Origin of the sequence: Streptomyces olivochromogenes, from assembly GCF_001514115.1 — a bacterium.
Taxonomy (GTDB): Bacteria; Actinomycetota; Actinomycetes; order Streptomycetales; family Streptomycetaceae; genus Streptomyces; species Streptomyces olivochromogenes.
Genome location: NZ_KQ948455.1, coordinates 246,022 through 264,365 on the forward strand (window position 1 = coordinate 246,022; position 18,344 = coordinate 264,365).

Sequence of the window (18,344 nt, forward strand, 5' to 3'; positions counted from 1 at the left end):
TCACATCGCCGAATTGAGTGGTTTTGCTCAAGCGCGTTGCGCAAGCGATGCCGACTGATGTTGGTCATCGGGTCCTGAGATGCGGGATAATGGCCTGGAAGCAATGTGTTCGATGCCGGTGACGTGTGTCCTATGAGGGGACGTGCGTGCCCTTCAAGGGGCCGTCGGCGACGATGAGCTGGTTTCAGGAAGGGGAACGAGCATGGCGGCCATGAAGCCGCGGACGGGCGATGGCCCGCTCGAGGTGACCAAGGAGGGGCGGGGCATCGTCATGCGCGTTCCGCTCGAAGGCGGCGGTCGGCTCGTCGTCGAGCTGACCCCTGACGAGGCCGACGCGCTCGGCGACGCCCTCAAGAAGGTCGTCGGCTGACGCGGAACGCGACCATACCTTTCAGCTGCCCCGGCATCGTAATTCGGTGCCGGGGCGGTGGTTTTCCTGGGGTACGGCAGCAGCGTGCCCGTATGTATCGGCGCAGGTCAGACATGCATCGCGGGTGCGCGGCCGAGCGTGCGGTCAGCGCTTGACCCCGCACAGCAACCCGTCGCCCACCGGCAGCAGCGAGGGCACCAGGTCCTGGCTCTCGCGCACCGCGCGCAGCAGTTCGCGCAGCCGGCCGACCTCGGCGGGCTGCGGGCCCGATTCGACGGTGCGGCCGTCCGCGAAGACACCCTCGAAGACGACCAGCCCGCCCGGACGCAGCAGGCGCAACGATTCAGCGAGGTAGTCCAGGCACTCCAGACGGTCGCCGTCGCAGAAGACGAGGTCGTAGCCGGCGTCCGCGAGCCGGGGCAGGACGTCCAGCGCGCGGCCGGGGATGAAGCGGGCGCGGTTGCTGGCGAAGCCGGCCGCGCGGAAGGCCTGGCGGGCGAACTGCTGGCGGTCCGGTTCCGGATCGACGGTGGTCAGTACCCCGTCCGGCCGCATGCCGTGCAGCAGATGAATTCCGGAGACGCCGGTCCCGGTCCCGATCTCCGCCACCGCTTTCGCGTCCACGGTGGCGGCGAGCAACCGCAGCGCGGCGCCCGTGCCGGGCGACACCGGGCGCAGCCCTGCCTCGTGGGCCCGGTCGCGGGCCCAGCGCAGCGCTTCGTCCTCGGCGACAAAGGCGTCGGCGAACGCCCAGCTCGTCTGCCGGTTGCCGGTAATGACCCTCTCCCTGTCCCCGTGGTTGCCTGGGCGTGACTGTATCCGTTGGTGCCGGGAACCCGCAGATGGGACCAGGCGTTTAGAAGGGTGCGGAAACAGAGCGGGGGGAAGTCGATGGAACAGCGCGTGGAGCGGGGCGTGGAGCGGGGTGGCGATCACATGCTGACGCAGCCATATGAGCACGTATCAAATTCTCGTAAAACCGCTTATCCGGAGCTAACGGGCGAGGTGGCTATGGTAGGGGCTCCACTGGACACCACCAGAGCCGACAGGGGAGGTGCGGCTGCGCCTGTGGATCGGGGAGGGGTGCTGCGGCGCCTTCTCAGATCGGCGGGTGAGCCGAAATCCGTGACCGACATCGCTGACAAGTTCCATGCTGCTGCCCCAGCGCAGACCGCGACGTTCACCACCGACGCGGAGTCGCAGGCGTGGACTCCGCCCACCTGGGAGGAGATCGTCAGCACGCACAGCGGCCGGGTCTACCGGCTCGCCTACCGCCTGACGGGCAACCAGCACGACGCCGAGGACCTCACACAGGAAGTCTTCGTCCGCGTCTTCCGCTCCCTGTCGACCTACACGCCCGGCACCTTCGAGGGCTGGCTGCACCGCATCACCACGAACCTCTTCCTCGACATGGTGCGTCGCAAGCAGCGCATCCGCTTCGACGCCCTCGGTGACGACGCGGCCGAGCGCCTGCCCAGCCGCGAGCCCTCCCCGCAGCAGGTCTTCAACGACGCGCACTTCGACGCGGACGTCCAGCAGGCGCTGGACACCCTCGCGCCCGAGTTCCGCGCCGCCGTCGTCCTCTGCGACATCGAGGGACTTTCGTACGAGGAGATCGCCGCGACCCTGGGCGTCAAGCTCGGTACGGTCCGCAGCCGGATCCACCGTGGCCGTTCGCAGCTGCGCAAAGCCCTCGCACACCGGTCTCCCGAGGCCCGTGCCGAGCGCCGCGGCTTCGCGATCACGGGAGTTCCCGCGCTGGGAGGAGGGGGCGCGACCGCGTGAGTGGATCCCGACCCAACTCTACGGAGCGGCGTGTAGCCGACCAGCATCTTGGGGACCGACTCTCCGCCCTGGTGGACGGAGAGCTCGGTCATGAGTCGCGCGATCGCGTCCTGGCCCACCTCGTCACCTGCGCGAAGTGCAAGGCCGAGGCGGACGCCCAGCGCCGACTGAAGAACGTCTTCGCGGAAGTCGCCCCTCCGCCCCCCTCCGAGAGCTTCCTGGCCCGTCTCCAGGGACTGCCCGGGGGAGGTGACTTCGACGGCGGTGATGGCTCACCGTTCGGCGGGGGCGGATTCGGCGGAGGACTCCCCTCCGGCGCCCCGGTGACCGGCGTCTTCGGAGTGCGCGGAGAGCCCTTCGGGTACGTGCCCGCCGCGCCGCACGGCGACGTGCTGCCGCCCGCCTCCGGGCGCGGTTTCCGCATCCATGACGTCAGCCGTCACGAGACCGACCGATCGGCCTCGCGCGGGCTGCGTTTCGCCTTCGCCGCCGCCGGTGCGGTGTCGCTGGCCGCGGTCGCGCTCGGCGGAGTGTCGACCGGAGTGCCGGCCGACACCACGGACGCGCGCGGCGGCTCCGGCGGCAGCAATGTGACGCCGGCGCGTACGCCGGGCTCGGGCCCCGCGACGGCTCCCGAGACACAGCGTCGCCGCTCCGACGGGCCGCTGCTCGCCCAGGGCGAGCGTGCGCTCGGCGTGGCGCCCCCGGCGCCTACCTCGGTGTCCGCACCCCTGCTCCCCGGAGTCCCCGCTCCGGTGACCCGGGCAGACGACGTCATGCACACGCTGACCACCCCCGTGGTGGCCGGTGCCGCCGTGATGTCCCCGCTCATACATCCGCTCACCGAGGCCCAGCCGATCGCGCAGACCTCCTGGTCGACGCCGCCCGGCCTCACGCCTCCGCGCCTGCTCGCCGCCCCGGCCACCACCCCGTCCCCCACTTCCTCCCCGTCCCCCTCCTCCCGTACCGCCCACTGACCGGCCCTCTGCGCCCCGGCCCCGGAACCTGGTTGAATCCAGGGTGGGCCGCGTCCGCCGGAGGGATTCCCGGACGCGGAGTCGGCAATCTGCGGTGACCGTCGGCGTGTTGTGCCGCGGGCCAGGTGTGGGGAGAACATGAACGAGGGGAAGCCCACGAAGGCGAAGTGGTGGAGTCGGCCCCGCCAGGTCCCTCCGGGGGTCGGCGAGGTGGGCCCGGTCGAGGACACCTCCGGACCCGAGGCGGACCGCGACTCCGACGCGAGCCGCGACTCCGACGGGAGCCACGGCTCCGGCGGGAACCACCAGCCCGAGAGGGACCACCGGCCCGAAAGGGACTACCGGCCCGAGAGGGACTATCAGTCCGACGGGGACTATGAACTGGACCGGCCGGCGACGGCCGCGGCTCCGACGGGTGCGGTGGGTGCGGCTTCGCCGTACGTCGCACCGGCGGGGCCCGGTGCCGGGAGTGGTGTCGGCGGCGGTGACTTCGAGCTGGAGCGTCCTGCCGCGGCTCTTCAGGGAAGCGTGCCGCATGCGGATGCGGATGCGGAGGCGGTCGGGGCTCCCTCCGACGCCGTGCCCGCGAGCCTGGCCCCGGTCGCCGCCGTACCGGCGCAGCAGGCCCCTGAGGACCGCCCCCGGCCCCTGCACGACCCCGACCCCTACAGCACCCCGCCGTACGGCGAGCCGGGCCCCTGGGCGCCCGCTCCGCCCGTCCAGCACCCGGCGGCCACCCCCGCGCACGGCACCGCCATGCCCTCGGGCCCGCCCGCGGCCCCGCTTCCGGCCCCGGCCCCGTACCCGAGCAACCCTCACCCGGCCCCCGCCCCGTGGCAGAACTACGACCCCTGGGCCGCCCCGGGGCCGCTCCAGCAGAACGGGGCGGCTGTCGAGACGAAGACCCAGCGGCGTAAGCGGGCGAGGAAGGCGTTGGTCCTCGGGGCCGTGGCGCTCGCCCTCGTCTCCGGAGGCGTCGGGGGCGCCGTAGGGGCCTATCTGGAGCGCAACGGCGGGGTCGGTGACGTCACACTGCCGCAGGCCGCCAAGGAGGCGCCCGGGCGGGCTACGGACAGCGTGGCCGGGATAGCGGCCCGCGCGCTGCCCAGCGTGGTCACCCTGCATGTGAGCGGGTCCGGCGAAGAGGACACCGGCACCGGGTTCGTGCTCGACACCCGGGGTCACATCCTCACCAACAACCACGTGGTCGCGCCGGCCGGCAGCGGCGGCGAGATAACCGTGACGTTCAGCGGCGGCGAGAGCGCCAAGGCCACCGTCGTCGGACGCGACAGCGGCTACGACCTCGCCGTGGTCAAGGTGTCGGGAGTCGGCGGGCTGCGGCCCATGGCGCTGGGCAACTCCGACAGCGTCCAGGTGGGCGACCCCGTCGTCGCCATCGGCGCGCCCTTCGACCTCGCCAACACCGTCACCTCCGGGATCATCAGCGCCAAGGAGCGGCCCATCACGGCGGGCGGCGAGAAGGGCGACGGGAGCGACGTCTCGTACGTCGACGCGCTGCAGACCGACGCGCCCATCAACCCCGGCAACTCCGGCGGCCCCCTGCTCGACACCCGGGCCCGCGTCATCGGCATCAACAGCGCCATCCGCTCCGCCGACGGCGGCACCGACCTCCAGGGCGGCCAGGCCGGTTCCATCGGGCTCGGCTTCGCCATCCCCGTCAACCAGGCCAGGCGCGTCGCCGAGGAGCTGATCAACACCGGCCGGGCGACGCACCCGGTGATCGGGGTCATGCTCGACATGGACTACACGGGTGACGGCGCCCGGGTCGGGACGAAGGGCGGCGGCGCGCCGGTCACCGTGGGCGGCCCCGGGGCCAAGGCGGGCATCAAGTCAGGCGACGTCATCACCGAGGTCGACGGACAGCGCGTCCACTCCGGTGAGGAGCTGATCGTGAAGACACGCGCCCACCGTCCCGGCGACCGGCTCCGGCTGACCCTGCGGCGGGGCGGCGCGCAGCGGACGGTCACCCTGGTCCTCGGCTCCGCGAGCGGCGGCTGACCTCTTTCGACAGCAACTGACATGAACTTCACAGGAGGGGCCCCGAAGTCCGTGCTGAGCGGCGAACATCCGGGGAAACTCGTCGTGTACACGAACCCGGAAGCCCCGGGACAGTTCCGGACGGACGGGATCGACGGGTACCGTGGACCAGGCCCGGACCACGGAAGAACCCCGAGGGCCGAGGGCCGAGGACTGAGGACATCGCAAGGAGCTTCAGGTGTTCAATGACATAGGACCGCTCGAGCTGGTGACGCTCGTTGTCCTTGCCGTGCTCGTCTTCGGTCCGGAAAAGCTCCCGAAGATGATCCAGGACGTCACCCGCACCATCCGTAAGATCCGCGAGTTCTCGGAGAGTGCCAAGGCGGACATCCGCGAGGAACTCGGCCCGGAGTTCAAGGACTTCGAGTTCGAGGACCTCAACCCCAAGACGTTCATCCGCAAGCAGCTGGACAACGACGAGCTGGGGCTCAAGGAGATCCGCAACGGCTTCGACCTGAAGAAGGAGATGGCCGAGGTCACGGACGCGGTCCACAGCCGCGACACGGACTCCTCTTCGTCTTCCCCGTCCTCGTCCTCCGGTTCCTCCGGCGGCTCGATCGACATGACCAAGAAGCCCGAGAAGACCGATCCGGACGAGCGCCCGCCCTTCGACGCGGACGCCACCTGAGCCGTACCCGCAGGCGTGTGACACGGCCTGAAATCGGCGCGTGCGCGTCTCACGCGCCGGGTGCTTTCCCTGCTGCTCGGGGCGGTGTGGCTATGCTGCCCAGTTGTTGTGCGGACCGCTGAGGACGCCCGAGGGGGGCGGGCCACCCGGTCCGACGAGAGCAAGGAGGCGTCCGGGCAGATGGAGACGACAAGTCGGGTAGGCGCGCAGGCGCCGGCCGCGGAAGACGGACAGCAGGTCCCCTCCGCCCGCCGCACGGTAGACGGTTACCTGCTGGCGCCCTTCCCGTGGTACGGCCTCGACGAGGCCTTCACGGGGCCGCGCTGGCTGATGCAGGTCGGTACGTCGGCGGACGGTGCCGTCGAGCACGGTTCGATCGGGCACGGGGAAGAGCCCTCGGTGCGCAGTGAGTCGACGGAGGACAAGGAGCGGTTCGCGGTCGTGGTGACCGTCGCGGCCAGCCCCTCGCGCCGCAGCGCGGACGGTACCGGGCTCCTCGAGGCCACATCGGTGTCCTCGGCGGCCTGGCTGGCCGGTGTGGGGCTGCTGTCCTTCACCTGGCCCGGCCAGATGGACCACACCCGGCGGGACGACTGGCTGGACCAGCAGACCGAGACGGCGTGGGTCCTCGCGGACGACCTCGACGGGCCCGACTGGTCCTCGCTGTCCCTCCCCGTGGACGGCGTCCCCACGCCGTTCCACTACCGCGAGTCCGAGTTCGGCTGGGTCCTCGCGGGCTCCACCCAGGAGGGGGTCCACGTGGGGGCGTACGGGCGGGGGATGAGCGCGTACGGGTTGGGCTTCGCCATGATCAAAGACATCGCGGCGTACGCCTGACGGTGCCCTGCCCTCCGGGAGGGGGACGGGAACGCGGGCCGATGTGGGACTTCGGCCCGTTCGGCGGCCGCGGGCCGGTTCTGGCTGGTCGCGCGGTTCCCCTGGCCCCTTTGGGGCGCTCCTCAGCGGGGCGCCCCTGGCTACGTGCTGCCGGGGAACGGGCTAGAACTTGTTCCTCGGGGTGATGCCCAGGGACATGCCGGACAGGCCGCGCTGGCGGCCGCCGAGCTTGCCGGCGATGGCGCGCAGGGCGGAGCCCGCGGGGGACTCCGGGTCGGTCAGGACGACCGGCTTGCCCTCGTCGCCGCCCTCGCGGAGGCGGACGTCGATCGGGATGGAGCCGAGGACGGGAACGCTCGCGCCGGTGGTGCGGGTCAGGCCGTCGGCGACGCTCTGACCGCCGCCCGTGCCGAAGACGTCGACCATCTCGCCGCAGTGCGGGCACGGCAGGCCCGACATGTTCTCGACCACGCCCACGATCTTCTGGTGGGTCTGGACGGCGATGGAGCCCGCGCGCTCGGCGACCTCGGCCGCCGCCTGCTGCGGGGTGGTGACGACCAGGATCTCCGCGTTCGGGACCAGCTGGGCCACCGAGATCGCGATGTCGCCCGTGCCCGGCGGGAGGTCGAGGAGCAGGACGTCCAGGTCGCCCCAGTACACGTCCGCGAGGAACTGCTGGAGCGCCCTGTGCAGCATCGGGCCGCGCCACACCACCGGGGCGTTGCCCGGGGTGAACATGCCGATGGAGATGACCTTCACGCCGTGTGCCGACGGCGGCATGATCATGTTCTCGACCTGGGTGGGACGGCCGTCGGCGCCCAGCATGCGGGGCACGGAGTGGCCGTAGATGTCGGCGTCGACGACACCGACCTTGAGACCGTCGGCGGCCATCGCCGCCGCGAGGTTCACCGTCACCGAGGACTTGCCGACGCCGCCCTTGCCGGAGGCGACCGCGTACACGCGGGTGAGGGAGCCGGGCTTGGCGAAGGGGACCTCGCGCTCGGTCTGGCCACCGCGCAGGGCGGTCGCGAGTTCCTTGCGCTGCTCGTCGCTCATCACGTCGAGGGTCACCTCGACGCCGGTGACACCCTCGACGCCCGATACCGCCTCCGTCACGCGCTGGGTGATCGTCTCGCGCATGGGGCAGCCGGAGACCGTCAGGTACACGGTGACCGCGACCGCGCCATCCGCACCGATCTCCACCGATTTGACCATCCCCAGCTCGGTGATGGGTCGCTGGATCTCGGGGTCGTTCACCGTCGCCAGTGCTTCGCGCACCGCGTCTTCCGTAGCCATAAGGACGATGGTACGGCGCCCGGCCCTGGGCCCGGAAAGCCCGTCAGCGGTCGTCTACGTCACGTCGCGGCGGCCGTTCTGCCGGGAATACGACCCCGCCGTCGGCGCGGTGTTCCTCCAGCTCCCTGATGAGGTCCTGGAATTCGGAGCGGATCCAGTCGCGGGTGGCGACCTCGCCGAGGCCCATGCGCAGGGCGGCGATCTCGCGGGTGAGGTACTCGGTGTCCGCGATCGAGCGCTCGTTCTGCTTGCGGTCCTGTTCGAGGTTGACCCGGTCGCGGTCGGCCTGGCGGTTCTGCGCGAGGAGGATCAGCGGGGCGGCGTAGGAGGCCTGGAGCGAGAGCATCAGGGTCAGGAAGATGAACGGGTACGGGTCGAAGCGCAGATGGCGCGGTGCCGAGATGTTCCACAGCAGCCACACGATGATGACGACCGTCATCCAGACGATGAACCGTCCGGTGCCCAGGAAACGCGCGATCCGCTCCGACAGCCGCCCGAAGGCCTCCGGGTCCCACTCGGGCACCAGCCGGCGGCGCGGCGGCAACGGCTGGTCGAGGCGGGTGCGGGGCCGGGTGGTGGCGGTCGCCCCGGTGGCGGCCCGCTCGCGGGTCTCGCGGTCAGACCCCATCACGCCCCCCTTCGTCCACGCCTTCGCGGCCGTCTTCCTGGCCGTTCTCCTGGTCGCTTTCCTCGTCGCCTTCCTCGTCGTCTCCCCGGTCGTCATCGAGGTCGTCGTCGCGGTCACCCGGGCGCCCGTCCTGGGGTTCGTCCAGATGTTCGACGTGCGGTTCGTCCTCGTGCAGATGGAACTCGGTCTCGCGCCAGTCCTCCGGCAGCATGTGGTCGAGCAGGTCGTCCACGGTCACCGCGCCGAGCAGTGAGCCGCTCTCGTCGACGACGGGCGCGGCGACCATGTCGTACGTGGCGAAGAACCCGGCGACGACGGGCAGCGCGGCGTCCGGCGCGAGGGGCTGGAGATCGTCGTCGAGGATCGAACTGACCAGCGTGTACGGCGGGTCGCGCAGCAGGCGCTGGAAGTGCGCCGCACCGAGGTACTTCCCGGTCGGCGTCTCGTCCGGCGGGCGGCACACGTACACCTGGGCGGCGAGCGCGGGGGACAGGTCGGGATTGCGGACCCGGGCGAGCGCGTCGGCGATCGTGGCGTCGGGCCGCAGCACGATGGGCTCGGTCGTCATCAGACCGCCGGCGGTGCGCTCCTCGTAGGCCATCAGCCGTCGTACGTCGGCCGCCTCGTCGGGACGCATCAGCATCAGCAGTCGCTCCACGTCGTTCTCGGGGAGTTCGGCGAGCAGGTCGGCCGCGTCGTCCGGGTCCATCGCCTCCAGGACGTCGGCGGCGCGCTCCTCCTTGAGCTTGCCCAGGATCTCGATCTGGTCGTCCTCGGGGAGCTCCTCCAGGACGTCGGCGAGGCGGTCGTCGTCCAGGGCGGCGGCCACCTCCCCGCGCCGCTTCGGCGACAGGTGGTGCAGGACGTTGGCCAGGTCGGCCGCGCGCAGCTGCTCGAAGGTGGCGAGGAGGCTCTCGGCGCCCTGTCCGTGCTCCTCCAGCGAGAACCCGGTGACGGCGGACCAGTCGACGGTCATCGTCTCGCCCTTGGTGCGCCGGAAGGTCCCGCTGCGGCCCTTGCGCACGAAGACGCGGCCGATCTCCCACTCCCGGCGCGCGGGCAGCTGCTGGACGGACACGTCGAGCACGGTCACCTCCTCGTCGGTCTCGACGAGCCGGACCCGCCGGTCGAGCAGTTCGCCGAAGACGAGCCGCTCGGTGGGCCGCTGTTCGAAGCGGCGCACGTTCAGGACACCGGTGGTGATGACCTGGCCGGACTCGATGCCGATGACACGGGTCATGGGCAGGAAGATGCGCCGCCGGGTGGAGAGTTCCACGACCAGCCCGAGCAACCGGGGCGGGCGGCGTCCGACGCGGAGCATGGCGACCAGGTCCCGCACGCGGCCCACCTGGTCGCCGCTGGGGTCGAACACGGCGACACCGGCGAGGTGCGAGACGAAGATCCGGGGGGCGGCTGCGGCCATGCCCGCGCCTCCTTCTTTCCGTGTTGCTCTTTCTTCCGTGTCGCTCGTCGCGTGCGGCTCGTCGCGTGTTGCTCCGGACGCTTGCCGGCTTTCTCCGTACGGGCGTTTGGTCCCGACCTGTCCGCTCAGGTGGGCTTCAGGCTAGCCCGTCCCGGTCGGATACGCCCTGGTGAGCGGTCCGGACGGACTGGCTCCGCCGGGCGCGCACGGCACCGGTACGCTGCCGTACGCCGTTGGGGACACCCGGCACGGCCACCCCGGCATGGGCACCCGCACGGACACGCACGGACACACGCACGGACACGCGCATGGACACCCGTATGAAAGGCAGCCCTACCTGTGACTGCGATTTCCCAGGGCCGTACCCGCAGGGCCGCACTGGTGGGCGCGATGTGCGCCCTGGTCGTGACGGGGACGGCGCTGACGGGGTGCAGTAGTGAGGACCCGGACGCGGGCACGAACGGGGTGGGGAAGCTGTCCGCCACCGAGATCCAGTCGAAGTCGCGCAAGGCCGCCACGTCGGCCGAGGCGGTACGACTCGCGGGGACCGTGGTGTCGAACGGGCGCACGTACAAGCTCGACATGCGGCTGAAGTCCGACGGCGGCACCGGTTCGGTCACCTCGGAGGGGGCGAGCTTCCATCTGCTCCGGGTCGGCCGGCATCTCTTCCTCAAGGCCGGCGCCGAGTTCTGGAACCACCAGGACGGCAAGAGCGGTGCCACTTCGGCGGACACCGCGGCCGCCGACAAGCTCGACGGCAAGTACGTGAAGGTCCCGAGCGGCGACCCGGCCTACAAGCGCTTCATCAGCTTCACGGACAAGGACGTCCTGCTCGACGGTCTGCTGACCCTGCACGGCTCCCTCGCCACGGACGGCCACCACGAGCAGTCCGGCGTCCGCACCATCCGCATCACCGGCGACAAGGGCGCGGGCGGCACCCTGGACGTCTCCCTGAAGGGAACCCCGTACCCGCTGCTCCTGGTCCGCGCGGGCGACGCGGGCACGCTCAGCCTCACCGACTGGGGCAAGAGCTTCGCCCTCGCGGAACCCGCCAAGGACGAGACCGTGGACTACGGCCAGCAGCTGCCGACGTCGTAGCCCTAGGGTCCGTCCGCCGGACGGGCCCTAGCGGCGGCGTCCCCGCTTCCTGAAGAGCAGGCGCGGTACGGCGGCCGGGATCGGTTGGCGGGTGGTCGCGGGGGACGGGACCGGCACGGCGGCCAGCGAGCCGTCCGGCAGCGCGAGCGTGCCCGCCCGGGGCTCCAGGCGCAGCACCCGGCACTCGCGGGCCCAGCGGGCCGGCATCTCCTCGCCGTCGGGCGCGTTCAGGCGCTTGCCCTTGAGCTCGGCGACGGTCGCCTCCCACGCGGGGGAGGCGGGCGCGAGTTCGACCACCTTCGCGGTCCACGCGGCCAGCCGCCCGCCCTTGTCCTTGCTGCGGACGACGACGACCGCGTCGCCCCCGTCGACGAGCCCGGGCAGCGGCTGCTCTCCGGGCCCGTCGCCGACCAGGCAGGCCGCGCCGTCGTGCCACACGTGCCACAGGGCCTGGGTGGGCGCCTCGGCGCCCGGCGCCTCGTGCGCCGGCCCGCCACCGCTCCGTACCCAGATCAGCCCGGACTTCTTCGTGGCCTCCTCGACGAGGGCCCGGTCGAGCAGCTGTTCCGTCATGGGCCCAGCCTATCCAGGGGCACCGGGCGGTCACCCGGTGCGCTCAGAGCCAGCCGTTGCGCTTCAGGATCCGGTGGATCGACAGACACATCCCGACCGTGGCGCCCAGCACCAGCGGGTAGCCGAACTTCCAGTGCAGCTCCGGCATGTAGTCGAAGTTCATGCCGTACACACCACAGACCATCGTCGGTACGGCGATGATCGCGGCCCAGGAAGTGATCTTGCGCATGTCCTCGTTCTGCGTCACGGACGCCTGCGCGAGGTTGGCCTGGAGGATGGAGTTGAGCAGTTCGTCGAAGCCGAGGACCTGCTCCTGGACGCGGGCGAGGTGGTCGGCGACATCGCGGAAGTACTTCTGGATGTCCGGGTCGATCAGCCGCATCGGGCGCTCGCTCAGCAGCTGCATGGGGCGCAGCAGCGGGGATACGGCCCGCTTGAACTCCAGCACCTCGCGCTTGAGTTGGTAGATGCGGCCGGCGTCCGTGCCGCGCGGGGTGCCCTTGCGGCCCGGCGAGAAGACCTCGGTCTCCACCTCGTCGATGTCGTCCTGCACGGCGTCCGCGACCGCGATGTACCCGTCGACGACGTGGTCGGCGATGGCGTGCAGCACGGCGGAGGGGCCCTTGGCGAGCAGCTCGGGGTCGTCCTGCAGCCGGTGCCGCAGCGCCCGCAGCGAGCCCTGCCCGCCGTGCCGGACGGTGATGAAGAAGTCCCGCCCGGTGAAGCACATGACCTCGCCGGTCTCCACGATCTCGCTGGTGGCGGTGAGCTCGTCGTGCTCGACGTAGTGAATGGTCTTGAAGACGGTGAACAGGGAGTCGTCGTAGCGCTCCAGCTTGGGCCGCTGGTGGGCCTGGACGGCGTCCTCGACGGCCAGCGGGTGCAGCCCGAACTCGCCCGCGATACCGGCGAATTCGGCCTCCGTGGGCTCGTGCAGGCCGATCCACACGAAACCGCCGTCGCGGTGCACCAGCCGCATCGCCTCCTGGGGCGTCAGCGGCTCGGGGGTCTGGACGCGGGCGCCGTCGCGGTAGACGGCGCAGTCGACCACGGCGGAGTTGGTCCCGGGAGCGCGGGTGTGGTCGTACGAGCCACTTTCCTTGCGCAGCGAGGGACGGGGACGGACCGCGGCACGCAGGTCACGAATCATCGACATGACGGGCTCCTTCGCAACGGAGGCGACCGACGACGGTTGAAACTACCCGGAATGGGGACGTCCTGACTGCGGATGTTTGGCACGTCCACAAAGCGGGGAGCACCGCACCGTCGCGGTGGCAGCTTCGCTACTGATTCAGATCAGACAGATCGGATGGATCAGACGGATACGAAGCGCTCTTCCGTGGTGCACCGGGACAACGCTGACACGTATGCACACGTTTGCAGGAGGAAGCAGCCGACAGAGCTACGGGAGCCGGGGAGCGGCTGGAACCAGCTACAGAACTTCAGCGACCGGAAGAGCGGGTGGTACTGCCAGGTCGACTTCGGTCCATTGCAGCCCCACCTCCTCCGGTCGGTCCCCCGTGAGGGACGATCCATCCCCCGTGGGGGAGCTGGCTCCCCCACGGGGGGAAGACAGTCAGTCTCAGTGCGTCGGAGCTCGAGAGCAACGCTTCTGCGTGCTGCCCCGACCAGCGGCCAAGACTATCAGCGCACTGAAGCGTCAAGCCGCCGCTTTGCCCGTTACTGACGAGTTCTATGCTCGGCTCATGGCTGATGTTCTTCCCTTGGTCGAGGCCCGGTTGCGCTCTGCGCTGGGCGAACCAGATGCCCGGGCCGCGGTCACCTTCCTCGGCACCGACCGTATCGAAGTGCTGCGCTTCACGGAGGGTGACGTCGTCCGCTACGCCACCCTCGGTATGTCCGCCCAGCCGATGGCGGACCCCACGGCGGTCCTCGCCGACCCGGTGAAGGGCCCGCGCGCGGAGCTGGTCCTGTCGGTCCGCCCCGGCGCCGCCGACACCGACAAGGTGCTCCGCCCGCTCGCCGTGCTCGCCGCGTCCCCGCAGGTCGAGGGGCTGATCGTGGCCCCCGGTGCCTCGCTCGACGTGGGCGGGGCGCTGTGGCCCGGCGCGCCGTTCACCTCGGTCCTGGTCGCGGAGTCCGGTGGCCTGGTCGAGGACCTGGAACTGGACGCGCCCGCCGATCCCGTACGGTTCCTGCCGCTGCTTCCGATGACGCCGAACGAGGCCGCGTGGAAGCGTGTGCACGGCGCCGGGGCCCTTCAGGAACGCTGGCTGAACGGCGGAACGGACCTGCGCGATCCCTCGCGCAGGTCCGTTCCGCTGGACTGAGTACTTCTTGCCCCGTCTTTTTCCGCCGGTCCGAGACCAGGCCGGTTTCCTGGCCGAAAACAGTCAGCCGGCGAACACGGCCACGCTGTCCTCGGTGGCGTGCATCGGCTGGAGCTCCTCGGCCTCGTGGGAGAGCGCGCTCCGGCGTACGAAGACCACGACCGCTCCGATCACGGCGGTGATCGCGGCGACCACGAACGGGATGTGGATGTCGCTCCACTCCTCGATCTTCGGCGCGAAGTAGGGCGCGGCCGCGGCGGCGAACCACCGGACGAAGTTGTAGCCGGCGCTGGCCACCGGGCGCGGCGCGTCCGACACGCCGAGCGCCAACTCGGTGTAGACGGTGTTGTTCACGCCGATGAAGGCGCCCGACAGGATCGTGCAGACCACGGCCGCGGTGTGGTTGCCGTACCCGAGCACGAGCACGTCGGCGGCGAGCAGGACGAGGGAGCCGCCCAGCACCTTGAGCGAGCCGAACCGTGCCTGCATCCGCGGTGCCACGATCACCGAGAAGACGGCGAGCAGCAGGCCCCAGCAGAAGAACACGGCGCCCGACTTGTAGGGGGTCATGTTCAGCACGAACGGGGTGAAGGCCAGCACGGTGAAGAACGTGTAGTTGTAGAAGAACGCCGACACGGCCGCCGAGGCGAGGCCGCCGTGGCCGAGCGCCTTGATCGGGTCGAGCAGCGAGGTCTTCTTCGCGGGCCTCGGCTGCTCCTTCAGGAACACCGTGATGCACAGGAAGCCGACCGCCATCAGGAACGCGGTGCCGAAGAAGGGGTAGCGCCAGCTGGCGTTGCCGAGCAGGGCGCCGAGCAGCGGCCCGCACGCCATGCCGAGGCCGAGCGCGGACTCGTAGAGCAGGATCGCCGCGGCGCTGCCACCGGCCGCCGCGCCGACGATCACGGCGAGGGCGGTGGAGACGAACAGTGCGTTGCCCAGGCCCCAGCCGGCCCGGAAGCCGACGAGTTCGCCGACCGAGCCCGACGTGCCCGCGAGCCCCGCGAAGACCACGACGATCGCGAGGCCGAGCAGCAGGGTCTTCTTGCCACCGATGCGGCTGGAGACGAAGCCGGTCACCAGCATCGCGACCGCGGTGATCAGGAAGTACGAGGTGAACAGCAGCGAGACCTGGCTCGGGGTGGCGTCCAGACCCTTGGCGATGGAGGGCAGGATCGGGTCGACGAGCCCGATGCCCATGAAGGCGACGACGGATGCGCCGGCGGTCGCCCAGACGGCCTTCGGCTGCCGCAGGATGCTGCCCGCGCCGGCGTCGAATGTGTCCCCCTCGGCGGGACCTCCCGTGGTGTTGGTCATGCTCGCTCCTCGACTGCGTAGGGAGAGATCGGTGGCCATGGATCGATGGCTAGATCGTTGGCGTATACACATAATAAGTTAGAAGGGCTAATTAATGCAAGCTGCATCTAGTTCCATCGGGTGACCGGCACGCTCCGGACGGGTGATCGTCCTTGACGCGGCGAAATACGGGGAGGACCGTGGGGCCCTATGAGGGGCGAACCCAGTTGCCCGAAGTGTGGTGGCCGGGTCAGGGCTCCCGGCCTCTTTGCCGACTCCTGGCAGTGCGATGCGCATGGGGCCGTGTATCCGCTGCAGCCCGTGATCCCGCCCAGCGTCGAGGCCCTCGGTGTCGTGGTGCACCGTGCCCAGGTGCCGGTGTGGATGCCGTGGCCGCTGCCGGTCGGCTGGCTGTTCACCGGCGCGGCCTTCGCCGGTGACGATCGCAGCGGAGGGCGTGCGACGGCCGTGGCCTGTTCGGGCCCCGGGCCGCTCGGCGGCATAGGGGAGCTGATCCTCGTCGCCGAGGAGCTCGGCGTCGGCCTCGGCGCGCGGTACGCGGGCATCGACGGACCCGACCCGGGGCCGTACATGAACGTCGAGAAACCACCCCAGGCGAAGGTCCTCGCGGCCGGTCGTCCGACCCCGCTCTGGCATGTGGCCGGCAGCCCCGACGACCGTGCCGTCTTCGCGGGCGAGGCGCTGGGGCTGTGGGTGTGGGCGGTGGTGTGGCCCGAGCAGTCGGGGCTGCTGATGTACGACGAGCTGGTGCTGACGGATCTGCGCGATGCGGGAGCGGAGGTGGATCTGTTGCCGTGCGGGGCGTTGTCGCCACGGATCCTGGAGCCGTAGCGCTCCGCTGTGGTGCAGGGGTGCCTCGGGCGGGGGGATGCGTGCGGGTCGTCGTTGGCTGAGCGCGCGGTTCCCCGCACCCCTGGCGGGGCGCTTCGCGCAGGTCGGTTGTAGGGGGCGCCCGGTGCTTGCGGGTGTGACAAGGCGCTCGGAACCCCCGTTATGCTTGAGCGTCCCCTCTCACCCCGTCATCGCCTGGAGTCCGCGTCGTGCGCATCGATCTGCACACCCACTCCACCGCGTCCGACGGTACGGACGCCCCCGCCGAGCTGGTGCGCAACGCCGGCGCCGCCGGTCTGGACGTCGTCGCGCTGACCGATCACGACACGACCCGCGGGTACGCGCAGGCGCTGGCCGCGCTGCCCGAGGGGCTCACCCTCGTCACGGGCGCCGAGCTCTCCTGCCGCCTCGACGGCATCAGCATGCACATGCTGGCCTACCTCTTCGACCCCGAGGAGCCCGGGCTGCTCGCCGAGCGCGAACTGGTGCGCGACGACCGCGTGCCGCGCGCCCGGGCCATGGTCGCCAAGCTCCAGGAGCTCGGTGTGCCGGTCACCTGGGAACAGGTCGCGCGCATCGCGGGCGACGGATCCGTCGGGCGACCGCACGTCGCCTCCGCCCTGGTCGAGCTGGGGGTCGTGGACAGCGTCTCCGACGCCTTCACGAAGGACTGGCTGGCCGACGGCGGGCGCGCCTACGTCCCCAAGCACGAGACCGACCCCTTCGAGGCGATCCGCCTCGTCAAGGCCGCGGGCGGCGTGACCGTGTTCGCGCACCCGGCCGCCGCCAAGCGCGGCCGGACCGTCCCGGAGTCCGCGATCGCCGACCTGGCCGCCGCCGGGCTCGACGGCATCGAGGTGGACCACATGGACCACGAGCCGGCCACCCGCGCCCGGCTGCGCGGCCTCGCCGCCGACCTTGGGCTGCTCGCCACCGGATCCAGCGACTACCACGGCAGCCGCAAGACCTGCGTGCTCGGGGAGTTCGCCACCGACCCCGAGGTGTACGGCGAGATCACCCGGCGTGCGACCGGGGCGTTCCCCGTGCCGGGCGCCGGCGGAGTCTGACGCCCGCCTTCGCGCCCCAGGTTCCTCGAAGCACCCGACAGAGCACCTGGCAGAGCACCTGACGAAGCGCGCGGCAGAGGGCCCGGCAACGTGCCCGACGCCGGCCGTCGTGTGCCTCCGTTCCGCCCGGCGGAACACCTTTCCCCAGCGGTGGCGGCAGCTCTCGCCGCGCCGATTTCCCCACCTCCGCAAGGCCTCACTCACTCATGTTCGACGTCGCCGTCTTCGGCTCCCTCTTCCTCACCCTCTTCGTCATCATGGATCCCCCCGGGATCACCCCGATCTTCCTCGCGCTCACCGCGGGACGCCCCGCCAAGGTGCAGAGGCGGATGGCCCTCCAGGCCGTCTGTGTGGCCGGCGGAGTGATCGCCGTCTTCGGCCTCCTCGGCCACCAGATCCTCGACTACCTGCACGTGTCCGTGCCCGCGCTGATGATCGCGGGCGGGCTGCTGCTCCTGTTGATCGCCCTCGACCTGCTGACCGGCAAGACCGACGAGCCCAAGCAGACCAAGGACGTCAACGTCGCCCTCGTACCGCTCGGCATGCCGCTGCTCGCGGGCCCCGGCGCGATCGTGTCGGTGATCCTCGCGGTCCAGAAGGCCGACACCGTCGCCACCCAGGTGTCCGTGTGGGCCGCGATCCTCGCCATCCACGTCGTCCTGTGGGTGGTCATGCGCTACTCGCTGCTGATCATCCGCGTCATCAAGGACGGCGGTGTCGTGCTGGTGACCCGACTCGCGGGCATGATGCTGTCCGCGATCGCCGTGCAGCAGATCATCAACGGGATCACCCAGGTGATCCGGGCGGGCTGACCGTGAGCCGGTGAGAACGTGCAAAGCCCCGTACGGCGTCGTGCCGTACGGGGCTTTGAAATCTGAAGGCGTCCACCCGGAGGCGAACTGCTCCGTGATGCTTCGAACTGCTCTGAAATGTTATGAAGCGGACGATTCGGCCGGGCGGATCCACAGTCGCTGCCCGATGGCGGCGGCCTGCTGAACGATCCGGTTGACGGAGGCGGCGTCTACAACGGTGGTGTCCACGGGCGTGCCGTCGACATCGTCGAGTCGCATGATTTCGAAGCGCATGGGCTTCTCCCTTCGTCTGGTCATCCTCCTGAGGAGAACTACTGGTGTGGGCTGCGCGAGACGTCGGTGCTCACGCTTCC

General features: G+C 70.7%; 19 protein-coding genes. 11 read left to right on the forward strand and 8 right to left on the reverse strand.

All coding sequences use genetic code 11. The features are described 5' to 3' along the window. Positions 1 to 202: 202 nt before the first annotated feature. Positions 203 to 370, forward strand: coding sequence for a DUF3117 domain-containing protein (locus tag AQJ27_RS52120; RefSeq protein WP_003966491.1), 168 nt, complete (start codon positions 203 to 205; stop codon positions 368 to 370). A gap of 144 nt (positions 371 to 514) precedes the next feature. On the opposite strand, the gene AQJ27_RS16240 is transcribed toward AQJ27_RS52120, so the two are convergent. Next, positions 515 to 1,039, reverse strand: coding sequence for an O-methyltransferase (locus AQJ27_RS16240; protein ID WP_054228219.1), 525 nt, complete (start codon positions 1,037 to 1,039; stop codon positions 515 to 517). A 414-nt stretch (positions 1,040 to 1,453) separates the two neighbouring features. Here AQJ27_RS16240 and sigE point away from each other — a divergent pair, with 414 nt between their 5' ends. From sigE to AQJ27_RS16265, 5 genes are all read left to right on the forward strand, one after another. Next, entirely contained in the window at positions 1,454 to 2,155 is a 702-nt protein-coding gene (gene sigE, locus AQJ27_RS16245) for an RNA polymerase sigma factor SigE (protein WP_054228218.1), read from the forward strand. Then, positions 2,152 to 3,132 (forward strand): anti-sigma factor family protein, encoded by a 981-nt coding sequence (locus tag AQJ27_RS16250; protein ID WP_067368487.1) that lies wholly within the window; start codon positions 2,152 to 2,154, stop codon positions 3,130 to 3,132. Before sigE ends, AQJ27_RS16250 begins: the two co-directional genes overlap by 4 nt. 138 nt (positions 3,133 to 3,270) lie before the next feature. Beyond that, on the forward strand, positions 3,271 to 5,151 hold the full coding sequence (locus AQJ27_RS16255) for a S1C family serine protease (RefSeq protein ID WP_067368489.1): 1,881 nt from the start codon (positions 3,271 to 3,273) through the stop codon (positions 5,149 to 5,151). A 217-nt stretch (positions 5,152 to 5,368) separates the two neighbouring features. Then, positions 5,369 to 5,818: a sec-independent translocase gene (locus tag AQJ27_RS16260; protein WP_067368492.1), complete on the forward strand. Its 450-nt coding sequence runs from the start codon at positions 5,369 to 5,371 to the stop codon at positions 5,816 to 5,818. A 180-nt stretch (positions 5,819 to 5,998) separates the two neighbouring features. Continuing rightward, the gene (locus tag AQJ27_RS16265) at positions 5,999 to 6,655 is read left to right on the forward strand and encodes a hypothetical protein (RefSeq protein ID WP_067368494.1); all 657 of its coding nucleotides are present in this window, start codon (positions 5,999 to 6,001) and stop codon (positions 6,653 to 6,655) included. 162 nt (positions 6,656 to 6,817) lie between these two features. On the opposite strand, the gene AQJ27_RS16270 is transcribed toward AQJ27_RS16265, so the two are convergent. Genes AQJ27_RS16270 through AQJ27_RS16280 form a run of 3 tightly spaced genes read right to left on the reverse strand, consistent with a single transcriptional unit; the run spans position 6,818 to position 10,002 of the window. Further along, a complete protein-coding gene (locus AQJ27_RS16270; RefSeq protein ID WP_067368497.1) occupies positions 6,818 to 7,951 on the reverse strand; it encodes an Mrp/NBP35 family ATP-binding protein in 1,134 nt (377 codons plus the stop codon). A gap of 43 nt (positions 7,952 to 7,994) precedes the next feature. Then, positions 7,995 to 8,579 (reverse strand): DUF1003 domain-containing protein, encoded by a 585-nt coding sequence (locus AQJ27_RS16275; RefSeq protein ID WP_067368499.1) that lies wholly within the window; start codon positions 8,577 to 8,579, stop codon positions 7,995 to 7,997. Continuing rightward, positions 8,569 to 10,002, reverse strand: a complete 1,434-nt coding sequence (locus tag AQJ27_RS16280; protein WP_067368502.1) for a magnesium transporter MgtE N-terminal domain-containing protein — start codon at positions 10,000 to 10,002, stop codon at positions 8,569 to 8,571. The genes AQJ27_RS16275 and AQJ27_RS16280 overlap by 11 nt, the downstream gene beginning before the upstream one ends. A 339-nt stretch (positions 10,003 to 10,341) precedes the next feature. Here AQJ27_RS16280 and AQJ27_RS16285 point away from each other — a divergent pair, with 339 nt between their 5' ends. After that, complete coding sequence (locus tag AQJ27_RS16285) at positions 10,342 to 11,100, forward strand: hypothetical protein (RefSeq protein WP_067368505.1); 759 nt, start codon at positions 10,342 to 10,344, stop codon at positions 11,098 to 11,100. A gap of 27 nt (positions 11,101 to 11,127) precedes the next feature. Here AQJ27_RS16285 and AQJ27_RS16290 read toward each other — a convergent pair whose 3' ends face one another. Then, the gene (locus tag AQJ27_RS16290; protein ID WP_067368508.1) at positions 11,128 to 11,673 is read right to left on the reverse strand and encodes a hypothetical protein; all 546 of its coding nucleotides are present in this window, start codon (positions 11,671 to 11,673) and stop codon (positions 11,128 to 11,130) included. Between the two features lie 43 nt (positions 11,674 to 11,716). Continuing rightward, the gene (locus AQJ27_RS16295) at positions 11,717 to 12,829 is read right to left on the reverse strand and encodes a magnesium and cobalt transport protein CorA (protein ID WP_067368510.1); all 1,113 of its coding nucleotides are present in this window, start codon (positions 12,827 to 12,829) and stop codon (positions 11,717 to 11,719) included. Between the two features lie 550 nt (positions 12,830 to 13,379). On the opposite strand from AQJ27_RS16295, the gene AQJ27_RS16300 reads away from it, so the two are divergent. Further along, complete coding sequence (locus tag AQJ27_RS16300) at positions 13,380 to 13,964, forward strand: suppressor of fused domain protein (RefSeq protein WP_067368516.1); 585 nt, start codon at positions 13,380 to 13,382, stop codon at positions 13,962 to 13,964. A gap of 63 nt (positions 13,965 to 14,027) precedes the next feature. Here the strand turns inward: AQJ27_RS16300 and AQJ27_RS16305 are convergent, their stop codons facing one another. Then, a complete protein-coding gene (locus tag AQJ27_RS16305; RefSeq protein ID WP_067368519.1) occupies positions 14,028 to 15,281 on the reverse strand; it encodes an MFS transporter in 1,254 nt (417 codons plus the stop codon). 189 nt (positions 15,282 to 15,470) lie between these two features. Here AQJ27_RS16305 and AQJ27_RS16310 point away from each other — a divergent pair, with 189 nt between their 5' ends. The 3 genes from AQJ27_RS16310 to AQJ27_RS16320 all read left to right on the forward strand — a co-directional run bounded on the left by AQJ27_RS16310 (position 15,471) and on the right by AQJ27_RS16320 (position 17,991). Continuing rightward, positions 15,471 to 16,112, forward strand: a complete 642-nt coding sequence (locus AQJ27_RS16310; protein ID WP_054228207.1) for a DUF6758 family protein — start codon at positions 15,471 to 15,473, stop codon at positions 16,110 to 16,112. A 209-nt stretch (positions 16,113 to 16,321) separates the two neighbouring features. Next, a complete protein-coding gene (locus tag AQJ27_RS16315; protein ID WP_067368521.1) occupies positions 16,322 to 17,179 on the forward strand; it encodes a PHP domain-containing protein in 858 nt (285 codons plus the stop codon). A 206-nt stretch (positions 17,180 to 17,385) separates the two neighbouring features. Next, the gene (locus AQJ27_RS16320; protein ID WP_067368523.1) at positions 17,386 to 17,991 is read left to right on the forward strand and encodes a MarC family protein; all 606 of its coding nucleotides are present in this window, start codon (positions 17,386 to 17,388) and stop codon (positions 17,989 to 17,991) included. Between the two features lie 120 nt (positions 17,992 to 18,111). On the opposite strand, the gene AQJ27_RS54700 is transcribed toward AQJ27_RS16320, so the two are convergent. Next, positions 18,112 to 18,264, reverse strand: coding sequence for a hypothetical protein (locus tag AQJ27_RS54700; protein ID WP_095852725.1), 153 nt, complete (start codon positions 18,262 to 18,264; stop codon positions 18,112 to 18,114). Positions 18,265 to 18,344: the final 80 nt, after the last annotated feature.

What these genes read in the sequence shown, in the direction of transcription:
- AQJ27_RS16310 (WP_054228207.1), top strand. Translation starts at nt 15,471, where the DNA reads ATGAGGGGCGAACCCAGTTGCCCGAAGTGTGGTGGCCGGGTCAGGGCT.
- AQJ27_RS16280 (WP_067368502.1), bottom strand. Translation starts at nt 10,002, where the DNA reads ATGGCCGCAGCCGCCCCCCGGATCTTCGTCTCGCACCTCGCCGGTGTC.
- AQJ27_RS16290 (WP_067368508.1), bottom strand. Translation starts at nt 11,673, where the DNA reads ATGACGGAACAGCTGCTCGACCGGGCCCTCGTCGAGGAGGCCACGAAG.
- AQJ27_RS52120 (WP_003966491.1), top strand. Translation starts at nt 203, where the DNA reads ATGGCGGCCATGAAGCCGCGGACGGGCGATGGCCCGCTCGAGGTGACC.
- AQJ27_RS16295 (WP_067368510.1), bottom strand. Translation starts at nt 12,829, where the DNA reads ATGTCGATGATTCGTGACCTGCGTGCCGCGGTCCGTCCCCGTCCCTCG.
- AQJ27_RS16320 (WP_067368523.1), top strand. Translation starts at nt 17,386, where the DNA reads ATGTTCGACGTCGCCGTCTTCGGCTCCCTCTTCCTCACCCTCTTCGTC.
- AQJ27_RS16265 (WP_067368494.1), top strand. Translation starts at nt 5,999, where the DNA reads ATGGAGACGACAAGTCGGGTAGGCGCGCAGGCGCCGGCCGCGGAAGAC.
- AQJ27_RS54700 (WP_095852725.1), bottom strand. Translation starts at nt 18,264, where the DNA reads ATGCGCTTCGAAATCATGCGACTCGACGATGTCGACGGCACGCCCGTG.
- AQJ27_RS16275 (WP_067368499.1), bottom strand. Translation starts at nt 8,579, where the DNA reads ATGGGGTCTGACCGCGAGACCCGCGAGCGGGCCGCCACCGGGGCGACC.
- AQJ27_RS16270 (WP_067368497.1), bottom strand. Translation starts at nt 7,951, where the DNA reads ATGGCTACGGAAGACGCGGTGCGCGAAGCACTGGCGACGGTGAACGAC.
- AQJ27_RS16305 (WP_067368519.1), bottom strand. Translation starts at nt 15,281, where the DNA reads ATGACCAACACCACGGGAGGTCCCGCCGAGGGGGACACATTCGACGCC.
- AQJ27_RS16255 (WP_067368489.1), top strand. Translation starts at nt 3,271, where the DNA reads ATGAACGAGGGGAAGCCCACGAAGGCGAAGTGGTGGAGTCGGCCCCGC.
- AQJ27_RS16300 (WP_067368516.1), top strand. Translation starts at nt 13,380, where the DNA reads ATGGCTGATGTTCTTCCCTTGGTCGAGGCCCGGTTGCGCTCTGCGCTG.